A 12,609-nucleotide genomic window follows, 5' to 3' on the forward strand; every position below is an offset into this window, starting at 1 on the left:
CCAGCACGGACGCACACCCGAGCCCGGCGGCACCCGCAACCGGTGATCGCCATCCTCCTTGTCGCCTGCATGGTCGCGGTGGTGCTCTCTGTCGCCGTGGGGAGCGTGGGCATCGCACCGGGGCGCGTCGTCGAAGTGATCGGAGCGCGCCTGCTCCCCTGGGGCGGTGGCCCGGTCGCCGGGCTCGACGACCAGATCGTGTGGGAGTTCCGCCTTCCCCGAGCATTGCTCGGGTTCGTCGTCGGTGCGGCGCTTGCGGTCGCCGGCGCCGTGCTCCAGGCCGTCGTGCGCAATCCGTTGGCGGACCCGTTCGTCTTCGGTGTCTCCTCAGGCGCCTCCGTGACCGCGGTCGCCGCGTTGACGCTCACGAACGGACTGTTCGCCGCCGTGTCGACTCCCGTCGCGGCCTTCGTCGGGGCCTTGATCACCACGGTTCTCGTCTTCGCTCTCGCGCAGCAGGGTGGGCGGGTGACGCCGAACCGCCTGGTGCTCGCCGGAGTGGCGATGTCGTATCTCCTCACTTCGATCACGAGCTATCTCGTCCTCCGATCCAGCGGGGCCAACCAAGGGGTCGGACAAGTCCTGTCATGGCTCGCTGGCAGTCTCGCCGCGGCCACCTGGAGCGACCTCGGCGTCCCGGCCCTCGTCCTGATCATCGCGACGATCCTGCTCGTCCTCCTCGCTCCGATCTTGAACGCCTTCCTCACCGGCGACGAGACAGCAGTCAGCCTCGGCGTTGACGTCGGCCGGATGCGGCTCATGCTGTTCATCATCACCTCCCTGCTCGTCGGCGTCGTCGTGGCGGTCAGCGGATCGATCGGCTTCGTGGGCCTCGTGGTGCCGCACGCCGTCCGCATGGTGATCGGGTCCGACCATCGCTGGGTGCTCCCCGCCTCCGCACTGGCCGGCGGACTGCTGCTGGTGGTCGTGGACATCGGGGCTCGGCTGCTCCTCGCGCCGACCGAGGTCCCCGTCGGGCTGCTCACCGCCGTCGTCGGCGCACCGTTCTTCCTGTGGCTGCTGCGGCGATCCGGTCGGACCCAGCGATGAACGCAGCCGAAGGCACGTCACTTGAAGTCCAGGGCGTCAGCGTGGACATCGCCGGCCGACGAATCATCGAGGATGTCGCCTTGCGGGCGCGTTCGAACGTCGTCGGGCTCGTCGGGCCGAACGGCAGCGGGAAGTCGACACTCCTCCGGACGGTCTATCGGATGCTGCGTCCCACAGAGGGACAGGTTCTCGCCGACGACCACGACGTCTGGACGATGCCGGCCCGGAAGGCAGCGCGGGTGATCGCCGCAGTCGTCCAAGACAGCGCGGCAGACCTCGAACTCACCGTGGCCGACTGCGTCGCGACCGGACGCCTGCCACACGGACGGCTCCTCGTCACCGACAGTGCCGAGGACCGGCAGGTCGTGGAGCGAGCCATGGTGACCGCGGGCGTCGCGGAGTTCGCGGACCGTGATGTCAGCACGTTGTCCGGCGGCGAACGGCAGCGCGTGCAGCTCGCCCGTGCACTGGCGCAGGAACCGCAGATCCTCGTGCTCGACGAGCCCACGAACCACCTCGACATCCGTCATCAGTTGCAGTTGCTCGCACTGGTGCGCGACCTCCAGGTCACCACCCTCATCACGCTGCACGAACTGAATCTCGCCGCGTCCTACTGCGATGAGATCGTCATGCTCGAGCACGGCCGTGTCGTCGCCTCCGGAACCCCGGCTGCAGTCTTCACTCCGCATCTGCTCGACCGGGTGTTCGGCGTCCGAGCCGACACCCTCGTCAACCCACTCACCGGGCGCATGCAGCTCGTCTTCTCCGACAGCTGATCGAACCGGGCCGACAAAAACGACACCGACAACCGACAACCAGGCACAGGAGTATCCGCATGCATGACGACGACCAGACCCCCGAGACCACCGCCCTCCCCGGTCACACGGTGGGGCACGACCCTTCCGCCAGCACCCTTTTCACGGTGATCGGCGATGATCCCGCCAAGCAGCAGGCGGTCGACCGCTGCATCGCCGCCCATCACACGCTCGCCGCACGGCCCGGAGTCAGCTTCGCGACGGACAAGACGATCCTCATCGTCCTGCACCCGGGGTTCGAACTCCTCGACGTCGTGGGCCCGTTCCACTTCCTCGCAGGAACCGGCGCCACGGTGCAGTTCGTGACCACCGGAACCACCCTCGAACCGGTGCCGAGCGGCAGCGGGCCGACCCTTGCACCTGCGCTCACGCTCGACCAGGTGACCGATGCACCCGCCGTCATCCTCGTCCCGGGCGGCGACACCGGCATCCTCCTCCGCGACATCCGCGCCATGGCGAACCTCGAGCGCATCGGTCGGGACGCGGAGTACGTGACCAGCGTGTGCTCCGGCTCCATCGCCCTCGCTGCCGCCGGGCTGCTTGACGGTCGCCGAGCCACCTCGCACTGGTCCGTCCGCCACCTCCTCGGAGGCTACGGCGCGATCGAGGTCGACGAACGCGTCGTCGAGGACGGCAACCGGCTGACCGCGGCCGGCGTCACCGCGGGTATGGACCTCGGCATCCGCCTCGTCTCCTACCTGTCAGGCGAAGAGCTGGCGAAGTTCGCCGTCCTGGGAGCCGAATACACCCCGGAACCGCCATTCGACACCGGTACCCCGGAGCGGGCCGGCGCTGAGCTCACCGATCTCTCACGTGAGTTCCTCGCACCGCTCGTAGCCGAACTCACAGCACCGACGGTCTGACCGACGAGCCCCGCCGCGACCCGGCCGGCGTTCGTCGATACACCGGCGCTGCCCCCGCTCGAAGAGCGGCGCCTTGGGACATCTGGCTCGACTGACCTGTCCGAAGGCGCCGCAAGGCGGAGCCGAAGTACGTCACGCAGGCATACGACCACTGTTCATGCGCACCATCAGTACACGTTTACAGGCATCCTCGATGAATGCGACCGTCTCGACGCCGTTCCGGCTCGTGGTGACGAGCGAGATGTGGGCAGGCAATCGCCCGTCCCGCATCCGAACCTCAGCTCTCAGCAGGCCCCCAGAACATGTCCTCCGCCGGGCCGTCTGCGGAGAACAGGCTCACCTCGACGATGCGCTCGCCACGGACGGTCAGGAGGTCGACACCGGGCATGTCCATGACGACGTCGCCCCGGGTCCCGGTGAACCGGACGGGGACCGCAACGAGCTCGCCGTTCACCATCGCAGGCCCGGTCACAGCAAGTTGGAAGGTGCCTTCGCTCGTGGCCATCATGCCGCCGAGGAGTGCACCAACACCGTCGACGCCGCGGTGGTCACCCGAGAACTGGTTCGTTCCGGGCTGATGCCACACGACCTCGGGGTCGAACTGCGCCATCACCGTCGGAATGTCACCGCGGCCGAGGGCATCGAAGTAGGTGACGGCGACGGCTGCGGGGGTCTGGTCGATCATGGTGTGTCTCCTTCGTGAGGGTGAGTGGTAGGACCATAGTTTCAGACGGTAACCTGTTACCTCAATGTAACTATGGAGGATTCCCGATGAACTCTGATGCGCCTGCCGACACATCCGTCTGGAACGTGATGCTGCCGACATGCCCCTCGCGCACCTCACTCGCCCGGATCGCCAATAAGTGGACCGCGATGATCGTCATCGCATTGAGCGACGGTCCCCTCCGATTCGGGACGCTCCGCGAGACGGTCGGCGGGATCAGCGGCAAGGTCCTCTCGGGCACTCTTCGGGATCTGGAACGCGACGGCATCCTCACTCGCACCGCATACGACGAGATGCCACCCCGCGTCGAGTACACCCTGACGCCACTCGGCCAGACACTGCGCGAACCGCTGACCGCTCTCGGCCAATGGGCGGAGCAGCACATCGCTGAGGTCCTCGACTCCCGCGACACCTTCGACAACGTCGTGCATGGAACCGCGGCCCAGCGCACCGACAGCTAACGACGTCATCAGCACGTCTGCGCGCTCGATAGGGCACCACCCACGCCGGCGGTGATGAGCCGCAATCTCGTCGTATAGGCACCTCAGTCCAGCCCTCGACCCCGGAGCGCGGCAGGCTGTAGGCGGAACCTCGAACTGGGGGTTGGCAATACATACTATGTATGATGAACTGTCTATCAGGCCGAGATGAACTCGGACCCCATCGCCAATGAAGCCGACCCGAAATGGATCCACGATGTCCACACTGCACCGTCGTCACCCCCGTCGCGTTCCACGCGCCCTATCCCTGTCAGCCACCGCTGCCGTCGGTCTCGCCCTGCTCACCGCCTGCACCGCCGGCCCGAGTGCGACGTCGGACAAGTACGGTTTCCCCGCCGCAGAGCAGGACCCCAACGCGGGTCTGACCGTTCTGGTCGACGCTGCCCGCGAGCCGATCGCCAAGGCGTTCCAGTCGGAGAACCCCGACGTGAAGATGACCATCGAGACCTACGACGGCAGCGCCGGCGGCAGCGATTCGTTCAAGACGAAGATCGCCCTGTTCGACCAGTCAGGTGAAGGGTGGCCCGATGTCGTCTTCTCCACGCAGACCAATGACACCGCCTGGGCGGGCGTCGAGCAGAACGGCGTGCAGGCCTTCGCAGCAGTGCTGAACAAGGGGCTGCTCTCCGATGACTTCCTCGACGGGTTCACCCCCGGCGCCTTGGACCCGATGACGATCGACGAGAACGTCTATGGCGTCCGCAACGACCTCGCTCCGGTCGTGTACTGGTACAACGAACCACTGATGACCCAGTTCGGGTATGAGGTCCCGACCACCTGGGAGGACTACCGGGAGCTCAGCGACAAGGTGGCAGCCGAACACCCCGGCTACATCCTCGGGTCCGTCGGAGACGCCTTCACCGGGCCCTTCACCTACTACTGGAGTGGCGAAGCTCCGGTCTTCCAGGTCGACGGCCAGACGTTCTCCAGCGACTTCGCGGATCCGAAGTCGGAGCAGGTGACGGACCTCATCGACCACATGCTCGCGAACGGCACGCTCGTCCAGGACAGCGTGTTCGGGGCCGACTTCGTGTCGAAGTACAGCGACAAGCTGCTCGGGACGCCGGGACCGGCATGGTTCGCTGGAGCTCTCTTCCAGAATCCCGACAGCCTGAACGCTGCGCCGGGCACCGTCGGCGCCGCTGCTCCCCTGCACTGGGAGGGTGAGGCCGAGGTCACCGGCAACGTCGGTGGTGGGATCTGGTACGGCTCGAGCCACTCGAAGAACCTCGACGGAGTCGTGTCCTTCCTGGAGTTCGTGAGCAGTTCCGACAAGGCCGCAGAGCTCGCTACCGGTCTTCCCGCCTACGGCTCCACCGCTGACGCCTGGCTGGGCGCTCAGGCGGCCTCCGGGTACTTCGCGGGCGACTTCCAGGGCGCCATCACCAGTGCCGCGGACAGCGTCTGGGACGGCTGGGGCTTCCCGTCGTTCAGCCCGGAAACCGGGTTCTCCTCGGTCGTGATCCCGGGTCTCGCCGAAGGGAAGACCCTCAAGGAGCTGGTCCCGGCGCTGCAAGCCGAGTACGAGAACCAGGCTCAGGTCCAGGGCTACACCGTCAAGTAACCACCGTTCATCGCAGGTCCCCCTGCGCGAGCAAAGGACACCCCATCACATTCCCAGCACCGACACCCGCCGCCGTCCGCTCCCCCCTCGAGGGGCGGCGGCGGGTGTCCCGCACTCGCCGGCCAGACCGTTCGCAAGCCCGGATCGGAACTGTCTTCACGTCTGGCTACGCCCTCCTGCTGATCGCCTTCGGCGTCGTGCCGACGCTGTACACGATCTTCCTCGCCTTCACGACCGACGGTGCCTTCGCCGGCATCTCGAACTTCACCCGGATCTTCGGCGACTATCGCTTCCTCCCTGCGGTGGCACACGTGGCCGTCTACCTCGTGGTGTACCTGGTGACGCTTCTCGTGTTCGTCGTCTTGCTGGCCTTGCTCGTCCATTCGATCGGGCGACGCTGGCTGGCGAACAGCCTCCGGTTCGTCTACTACATCCCGGGCGCCCTCGCAGGAGCGTCGAGTGTGATGCTCTGGCTGTTCCTGCTCGACCCTTCCGTGAGCCCGGTGGCTGCCATCCTGAACGCGTTCGGCTTCGAGAATTTCGTGCAGACCGTCTCCGTCGACAACCTGCCGGTCATCTTCACCATCGTCGCGTTCTGGACGGGTGCCGGCGGGTGGATCGTGATCATGTACGGCGCACTCAACAACATCTCCGCTGACGTCATGGAAGCTGCACGAATCGATGGCGCTGGGCCGGTCAAGGCCGCCTGGTACATCCAGATCCCACTTCTTCGGAAATGGATCTCGTACACCGCGGTGATGTCGCTGGCCGCTGGCACCCAACTGTTCGTCGAACCCCGCGTCCTCTCCCAAGCATCCAAGGGTGTCGTCCCTCCGGACTACTCACTCAATCAACTCGCCTACCTGTACGCCTTCAGACAGGGCGACTTCAACGGTTCCGCGGCGATCTCGCTCCTGCTCCTTGCAGTTGCGGCGGCGCTGTCGGCGATCTTCGTCTTCCGAGGAGGACTCTTTGAACGCGACTGAAATCCGATCCGCCCGCTCCACCGGGCGCGAAAGCCAGAAGGCGAACCGCTCGGGCGGTCGCGAGTACGTATCTCCTGGCCGATGGCTCGGGCGGGTCACGGTCGTCGCCGTCCTCACCGTCTTCGCCCTCTTCTTCGCGATACCGATCATCTGGCTCCTCCTCGCCCCGACCAAGTCCGCCAGCGATCTCGTTCAGAACGCGCCGTTCAGCATCGGATCGATCGACGTCCTGTTGGCGAACTGGGCGAGCCTCGCCGAGTTCCAGAACGGCATCATCTGGACCTGGCTCGGCAATTCCGTGCTGTACAGCGGCGTTGCGCTCGTGATCACGCTCGTCGTGACGATCCCGGCAGGTTATGCGCTGGCGCTCACCGAGTTCCGCCTGCGGCGGACGTTGCTGGTCGTGACGCTCATCGTGATGCTCATTCCCAACACGGCGTTGGTCCTCCCGGTCTTCCTGGAACTCTCGGCGCTGAAGCTCATCGGCAATCCCCTGGCGGTCATCCTGCCGTTCTCGTTCTTCCCGTTCGGCGTGTACTTGACGTACATCTACTTCACGACGAGCGTCTCGAAGGATTTGCTCAATGCGGCTCGGATCGACGGTGCGACCGAGTTCCGAGTGTTCGCCCAGATCGCCATGCCTCTCGCGACTCCGGTGATCGCCCTCGTCGGCTTCTTCAACCTCGTCGGGAACTGGAACAACTACTTCCTCCCGTTCGTCACCGCTCCGGGACGGAAGTCGCCGATCCAGGTCGGGCTCGTCGAGCTGCTGTCGAACGTTCCGCTCTTCAACCCGACCAGCGCTGCATCGGTGACCATCAGCCTGCCGGTGCTCGCGTTGGCGACCATCCTCTCGGTCGCGCCCGTCCTCGTGATCTTCCTGTTCTCCCAGCGATTCCTCGTCTCGGGGATGACGGCCGGAGGGACCAAGGAATGACCGACGAGCAACAACAGCCGGTCCGTCGTTTCGGGATGGCTGCCCGCCTGGTCGGCTCGAAACGCGACGAGTACATCGAGCTGCATCGCAGCGTCTGGCCGCGAATCGAAACCGCTCTGTCCGCAAGCGGCATCCGGAACTTCACGATCTTCGCGCTGGACGACTACATCCTCGGCTACTACGAGTACGTCGGGTCCGACTACGAGGCCGATCAACGTCGCATGGCGATGGACCCGATCACCCAACATTGGTGGTCCTACACCGCTCCCTGCCAACGCCCCCTTCGCGATGACTCCACAGCTGACAACTGGGAGCTCTTCACCGAAATCTGGCATCTCAACTGATCTTCATTGCCCGCCGACTGACGAGCCGGGCCCTCAACGCTCCCCGCCCCATATGCCTTTCCCTACCTACTGCGAGAAGAACCCATGCGTACGAGACAACTCCGCGGACTGAAGGTCACTGAGATTGGTTTCGGTGCCGCCCAGCTCGGCAACCTGTTCCGTCCGACGACCGACGAAGAGGCGAAGGAAGCTGTCGACACCGCCTGGAAGAGCGGGATCCGCTACTTCGACACCGCCCCGCACTACGGACTCGGCCTCTCCGAACAACGACTCGGCGAGTACCTCCGCAGTCGTCCACGAGACCAGTTCGTCATCTCCACCAAGGTCGGACGCCGCCTCGTTCCAACACCGGAACGCGCCGCAGCAGGTGACTTCGACCTCGAGGACGGCTTCGCTGTGCCCGCAACCCATCGTCGGGAGTGGGACTTCAGCCGCGACGGGGTGCTCCGATCGATCGAGAGCAGCCTTTCGCGACTGCATATGGACCGACTGGACATCGTCTATCTGCACGACCCGGACGACCACTGGGACAGCGCATCGACCACTGGGCTGGACGCCTTGATCGAGCTGCGCGACCAGGGCGTGGTCGGGGCGGTCGGGGCAGGGATGAATCAGGCCCCGATGCTCGCGAGATTGGTCCGCGAACGCGACGTCGATGTCGTCATGGTCGCTGGTCGCTACACCCTGCTCGATCGCTCCGCGGAGGATGAATTGCTAGCCGCGGCGGCCGAGCGCGGCGTCGCCATCGTCGCCGCCGGCGTCTACAACTCAGGACTCCTCAGCCAGCCACAAGTACCGGCAGACGCCACCTACGACTACCAACAGGCTCCATCAGAGATCCTCCGCCGTGCGCGGGCTCTGTCCGCCGCGTGCTCCGAGGTGGGCGTGACGTTGCCACAAGCCGCTGTCCAGTTCCCGCTCCTCCAGCCCAACGTCGCCTCGGTCGTGGTTGGAATGCGCACAGCCGAGCAGGTTGAGGGCACCGTCACCTACTACGACTCGACGATTTCCCCGGAAGCATGGCGACACCTCGGGGTGACCTCATGATCATCGACGCTCACGTTCATGTCTGGGATCTCTCCAGCGCGAGCTATTCCTGGCTCACCGACGCCGTCCACCCCCTCGATCGCACGGTTCTGCTCGATGAGTTCCCCAGCATCCGGCCCGCGACTCGCATCATTCTCGTGCAGGCAGCAGACAACGCGTCCGACACCGCTGTCATGCGGGCGCAGGCCGAGCTCGATCCCCGCGTGGTCGGAATCGTCGCTTGGGTCCCATTGGACCAACCCCACCTCGTGGCCGAGCTCGCCCAGGAGTACGCGAACGATCCGCTCATCGTGGGCGTCCGAAACCTCATCCACGAACGCGCTGCTGGATGGCTGGCTGGTGCTGCGCAGACCGAGTCTCTGAACCTGCTGGCGAACGCCGGGCTGACACTGGACTTCGTCACGGCGGACCACGCCGCACTCTGCGAGGTTCCAGCGCTCGCAGATCGCCATCCGGGTCTGCGCATCGTGATCGACCATCTGGGCAAACCGCCGCTGGCCGGTGACGCCAGGGCTCGCGCGGCCTGGAGGTCGGCGCTCGCTGACGCGGCGACACGACCGACGGTGTTCGCCAAGGCTTCCGGTCTGCTGGGACCCGCGGACCCTCTTTCCCCTGGTGCAGGTCATCCGGCGCGTCCGTTCGTCGACACAGCGCTCGATCTGTTCGGCGCGGACCGGGTGATGTACGGAAGCGACTGGCCTCTCGTCGAACTCGTCGAAGACCACCGCAAGGCCTTCGATCTCGTCGCTTCAGCCGCCGGCGATCGAGGCGGAACCTCACTCACTTCCGTCCTCTCGGACACCGCCGCCTACTTCTACGACATTCACGGACTGGACTCATGAAACTCGGACGACTGAACACCCCCACTGGCCCTCTGCCCGTGCTCTTCGAGCAGGACGTGACCTACGACCTGTCCCCCATCACCACAGACATCGACCGGGGGTTCCACGAACGCGGAGGAATCGACCTCGCGCGTGCAGCGATGATCGCCGGGGACCTTCGCACCGTCGCTTCCGGACTCGGAACTTCGATGGCGGCGCCCATCGCCCGACCGGGCAAGGTGGTCTGCGTCGGTCTCAACTATCGAGACCATGCCGAAGAGACCGGGGCGGCGATCCCGACGGAGCCGGTGGTCTTCATGAAGGATCCGTCCACGGTGGTCGGCCCCTACGACACCATCCTGATCCCCCGACGCTCACGCAAGACGGACTGGGAGGTCGAGCTCGGCGTCGTCATTGGCCGGACCGCTCGATATCTCGACAGCCCCGCGGATGCTCTCGCGACCGTCGCCGGCTACGCGGTGTCTCACGACGTCTCGGAGCGGGAGTTCCAGCTGGAACGAGGTGGGCAGTGGGACAAGGGCAAGAGCTGCGAGACGTTCAACCCGCTCGGCCCATACCTGGTCACGCGCGACGAGATCCCCGATCCACAGCAACTGGGACTTCGCCTCTCCGTCAACGGACGGCAACGGCAGAACGGGAGCACAGCAGACATGATCTTCTCGGTCGAGTACGTGATCTGGTACCTGTCGCAGTTCATGGTGTTGCATCCCGGGGATCTCATCAACACCGGAACGCCCGCGGGCGTCGCCCTCGGACAGGCAGACGACGTGTACTTGCGCACTGGAGACGTCGTCGAGCTTGAGATCGACGGTCTCGGCACATCGCGGCAGACGGTGAGTGCGGCGTGAGCGGCCGGTTCGTCGGGCTCAGCGCGATCGTCACCGGAGGCTCTTCCGGGATCGGAGCCTCGGTCGTCTCGGCGCTCCAAGCCGAGGGCGCAAGAGTCGGTGTCCTCGACATCCAGGTCCTCGGGCTCCCAGAAACGGTTGTCGGTCATGCCGCAAACGTGCGGGATCGGTCGAGCGTCACGACAGCGGTCGAGTCTCTCGCTGATGAGTTGGGCGGCATCGACATCGTCGTCAACTCGGCGGGCATCTCCGCCGTGGGCACGGTCGAGGAGAACGACGACGACGATTGGGCTCGAGTACTGGACGTGAACGTCACCGGCACGGCCAGGGTCGTCGCGGCATCGCTTCCCCACCTCAGGCGGTCCGGCCACGCTTCGATCGTCAATGTCTGCTCCATTGCCGCTCTCAACGGACTTCCGCGTCGTGCTCTCTACGCCGCTTCGAAGGGGGCCATCCTCGCCTTGACCTACGCCATGGCGACCGATCACGTCGCGGAAGGTATCCGCGTGAACTGCGTGAGCCCCGGCACCGTCGCGACTCCGTTCGTCGAGCGCATGCTCGCGGGGTTCGACGATCCCATCACTGAGCGGGCGCAACTGGACGAACGGCAGGCGACGGGGCGAATGGTGACCCCGGACGAAGTCGCCGACGCCATTCTCTACCTCGCCTCGCCCGCTGCCGGCTCGACCACCGGTACCGCTCTCGAGGTGGACGGTGGCGTCACACACCTTCGTCCCCGGCGCCCTGTCTCCAACCAAGCGCACGGCTGATCGAACGACATCGCATGAAACCTCCAGCACGCAAGGCAGCGACGACGCAGCCGAACCGCAACGCCATCGACCTCTCGGGAAGAGCATCATGAAGATCACCGGCTACCGCACCATCCATACCCATCGCGACTGGGGACGGCCCGTGGGCGACGTCAACGGGTTCATCGCTTCGGGTATCACCGACGTCGCGATCGTCATCCTCGAGACCGACGCCGGTGTCGAAGGCATCGGAATGGGCTCTGACCACGCGGTCGAGCTCCTCTTCCCTGCACTCGAAGGCCGCGATCCGAGGGCTGTGACCAGTCTCTATGACGCGATGCTGAGCCATGCCTTCAAGGCCGGGCATGGGGGGACGACCTTCGGCGGTATCGCCATCCTCGATGCCGCGCTCTGGGATTTGAAGGCGAAGCTCGCGGGCGAACCACTCTGGAGACTGCTCGGAGCCGACGACCGTTTCGTGCCCGGATACGCATCCGGCCTCGACATCGCGCTGACGGACGAGGAGCTGGTCTCCTTCTACACGACGATGGCCGAGCGGGGGTACACCGCAGGCAAACTCAAGGGTGGCCGTGACGTCAACGCCGACCTTCGCCGGTTGCTGTTGATCGCCGACACCCTCAGTGTGAACACCGATCGGCCGGCGCTCATGCTGGATGCGAACGAATCGTGGAATCTGAAGCAGGGTGTGCGATACGTGTCAGAGATCGAGGAGCATCTGGACCTCACCTGGATCGAGGAGCCGCTGCGACGCTGGGACGCTTCCGGCCACCATCGCCTGTCGCAGCAGGTGCGTGCGGGTGTCGCCACCGGTGAGAACCTCACGGGGTTGGAACTGTATCGACCCCTGTTCGACCACGGCTCAGTCGACATCGTCCAAACCGGAGCCGTCTGGGGTGTGACGAACTTCCTCCGGCTGGCCGTCGCCGCTCATTCGAGAGACCTCCCCATCAGCCCCGTGGGCCTCACGAGCAATCCGGCCGTTGCACATGCCGCCGCCGCGGTTCCGAATCACCTGACGGCCGAAGTCCAAGATCTGCACGCCCCGTTCGCCGTGACGATCGACCAGACGTACAGCGACGGTGGGATCGTTCTCGGGGACACTCCGGGCGGCGGCATCACCGTGGACGAGGACCTGATCGCTCTGACGAGCGCACAGGGAGACTGGCGGCAGAGCGCCGGACCGCATGTCCGTCCGAAGCGCGCAGGTCTGTCGATGACTCCGGCGGGTGGGCCGGGTGATGAGCTACAGGGCATCACCTATACTGCAGTGGATGAGTGAGCCCGCCACCCGATTGGCCAAGCATGCGATCTTCGCGGAC

14 protein-coding genes are annotated in these 12,609 nt (G+C 65.5%); 13 read left to right on the forward strand and 1 reads right to left on the reverse strand.

Annotation, left to right across the window (positions count from 1 at the left end):
- Nucleotides 1-42 precede the first annotated feature (42 nt).
- Genes IFU30_RS13755 through IFU30_RS13765 form a run of 3 tightly spaced genes read left to right on the forward strand, consistent with a single transcriptional unit; the run spans nt 43 to nt 2,728 of the window.
- Nucleotides 43-1,050 carry a FecCD family ABC transporter permease gene (locus IFU30_RS13755; RefSeq protein ID WP_240044058.1) on the forward strand — a complete coding sequence of 336 codons (1,008 nt, stop codon included), beginning with the start codon at nt 43-45 and terminating at the stop codon, nt 1,048-1,050.
- Nucleotides 1,047-1,826 (forward strand): ABC transporter ATP-binding protein, encoded by a 780-nt coding sequence (locus IFU30_RS13760; protein WP_137243636.1) that lies wholly within the window; start codon nt 1,047-1,049, stop codon nt 1,824-1,826. Before IFU30_RS13755 ends, IFU30_RS13760 begins: the two co-directional genes overlap by 4 nt.
- 59 nt (nt 1,827-1,885) lie before the next feature.
- Nucleotides 1,886-2,728, forward strand: a complete 843-nt coding sequence (locus IFU30_RS13765) for a DJ-1/PfpI family protein (protein WP_137243637.1) — start codon at nt 1,886-1,888, stop codon at nt 2,726-2,728.
- 277 nt (nt 2,729-3,005) lie between these two features.
- Here the strand turns inward: IFU30_RS13765 and IFU30_RS13770 are convergent, their stop codons facing one another.
- Complete coding sequence (locus tag IFU30_RS13770; RefSeq protein ID WP_191941600.1) at nt 3,006-3,413, reverse strand: nuclear transport factor 2 family protein; 408 nt, start codon at nt 3,411-3,413, stop codon at nt 3,006-3,008.
- Between the two features lie 86 nt (nt 3,414-3,499).
- On the opposite strand from IFU30_RS13770, the gene IFU30_RS13775 reads away from it, so the two are divergent.
- From IFU30_RS13775 to IFU30_RS13820, 10 genes are all read left to right on the forward strand, one after another.
- Nucleotides 3,500-3,913: a winged helix-turn-helix transcriptional regulator gene (locus tag IFU30_RS13775; RefSeq protein ID WP_137243638.1), complete on the forward strand. Its 414-nt coding sequence runs from the start codon at nt 3,500-3,502 to the stop codon at nt 3,911-3,913.
- Nucleotides 3,914-4,148: 235 nt separating this feature from the next.
- Nucleotides 4,149-5,516: an ABC transporter substrate-binding protein gene (locus IFU30_RS13780; RefSeq protein WP_137243639.1), complete on the forward strand. Its 1,368-nt coding sequence runs from the start codon at nt 4,149-4,151 to the stop codon at nt 5,514-5,516.
- A gap of 104 nt (nt 5,517-5,620) precedes the next feature.
- Nucleotides 5,621-6,502 carry a carbohydrate ABC transporter permease gene (locus tag IFU30_RS13785; RefSeq protein WP_137243640.1) on the forward strand — a complete coding sequence of 294 codons (882 nt, stop codon included), beginning with the start codon at nt 5,621-5,623 and terminating at the stop codon, nt 6,500-6,502.
- Nucleotides 6,489-7,439 carry a carbohydrate ABC transporter permease gene (locus tag IFU30_RS13790; RefSeq protein WP_162852300.1) on the forward strand — a complete coding sequence of 317 codons (951 nt, stop codon included), beginning with the start codon at nt 6,489-6,491 and terminating at the stop codon, nt 7,437-7,439. Before IFU30_RS13785 ends, IFU30_RS13790 begins: the two co-directional genes overlap by 14 nt.
- Nucleotides 7,436-7,783 carry an L-rhamnose mutarotase gene (locus tag IFU30_RS13795; RefSeq protein ID WP_137243641.1) on the forward strand — a complete coding sequence of 116 codons (348 nt, stop codon included), beginning with the start codon at nt 7,436-7,438 and terminating at the stop codon, nt 7,781-7,783. The genes IFU30_RS13790 and IFU30_RS13795 overlap by 4 nt, the downstream gene beginning before the upstream one ends.
- A gap of 84 nt (nt 7,784-7,867) precedes the next feature.
- Nucleotides 7,868-8,830, forward strand: coding sequence for an aldo/keto reductase (locus IFU30_RS13800; RefSeq protein WP_137243642.1), 963 nt, complete (start codon nt 7,868-7,870; stop codon nt 8,828-8,830).
- A complete protein-coding gene (locus IFU30_RS13805) occupies nt 8,827-9,672 on the forward strand; it encodes an amidohydrolase family protein (RefSeq protein ID WP_161578640.1) in 846 nt (281 codons plus the stop codon). Before IFU30_RS13800 ends, IFU30_RS13805 begins: the two co-directional genes overlap by 4 nt.
- Entirely contained in the window at nt 9,669-10,520 is an 852-nt protein-coding gene (locus IFU30_RS13810) for a fumarylacetoacetate hydrolase family protein (protein ID WP_137243644.1), read from the forward strand. The genes IFU30_RS13805 and IFU30_RS13810 overlap by 4 nt, the downstream gene beginning before the upstream one ends.
- Complete coding sequence (locus tag IFU30_RS13815; RefSeq protein ID WP_137243645.1) at nt 10,517-11,290, forward strand: SDR family NAD(P)-dependent oxidoreductase; 774 nt, start codon at nt 10,517-10,519, stop codon at nt 11,288-11,290. The genes IFU30_RS13810 and IFU30_RS13815 overlap by 4 nt, the downstream gene beginning before the upstream one ends.
- A gap of 88 nt (nt 11,291-11,378) precedes the next feature.
- Nucleotides 11,379-12,569, forward strand: a complete 1,191-nt coding sequence (locus IFU30_RS13820) for a mandelate racemase/muconate lactonizing enzyme family protein (protein WP_137243646.1) — start codon at nt 11,379-11,381, stop codon at nt 12,567-12,569.
- Nucleotides 12,570-12,609 lie beyond the last annotated feature (40 nt).

It is taken from the genome of Plantibacter sp. CFBP 8798 (assembly GCF_014841195.1).
Lineage (GTDB): Bacteria > Actinomycetota > Actinomycetes > Actinomycetales > Microbacteriaceae > Plantibacter > Plantibacter auratus.

Coding starts and splice junctions, on each gene's coding strand:
- IFU30_RS13810 (WP_137243644.1), top strand. CDS start 9,669: ATGAAACTCGGACGACTGAACACCCCCACTGGCCCTCTGCCCGTGCTC.
- IFU30_RS13780 (WP_137243639.1), top strand. CDS start 4,149: ATGTCCACACTGCACCGTCGTCACCCCCGTCGCGTTCCACGCGCCCTA.
- IFU30_RS13795 (WP_137243641.1), top strand. CDS start 7,436: ATGACCGACGAGCAACAACAGCCGGTCCGTCGTTTCGGGATGGCTGCC.
- IFU30_RS13820 (WP_137243646.1), top strand. CDS start 11,379: ATGAAGATCACCGGCTACCGCACCATCCATACCCATCGCGACTGGGGA.
- IFU30_RS13765 (WP_137243637.1), top strand. CDS start 1,886: ATGCATGACGACGACCAGACCCCCGAGACCACCGCCCTCCCCGGTCAC.
- IFU30_RS13760 (WP_137243636.1), top strand. CDS start 1,047: ATGAACGCAGCCGAAGGCACGTCACTTGAAGTCCAGGGCGTCAGCGTG.
- IFU30_RS13770 (WP_191941600.1), bottom strand. CDS start 3,413: ATGATCGACCAGACCCCCGCAGCCGTCGCCGTCACCTACTTCGATGCC.
- IFU30_RS13805 (WP_161578640.1), top strand. CDS start 8,827: ATGATCATCGACGCTCACGTTCATGTCTGGGATCTCTCCAGCGCGAGC.
- IFU30_RS13775 (WP_137243638.1), top strand. CDS start 3,500: ATGAACTCTGATGCGCCTGCCGACACATCCGTCTGGAACGTGATGCTG.
- IFU30_RS13800 (WP_137243642.1), top strand. CDS start 7,868: ATGCGTACGAGACAACTCCGCGGACTGAAGGTCACTGAGATTGGTTTC.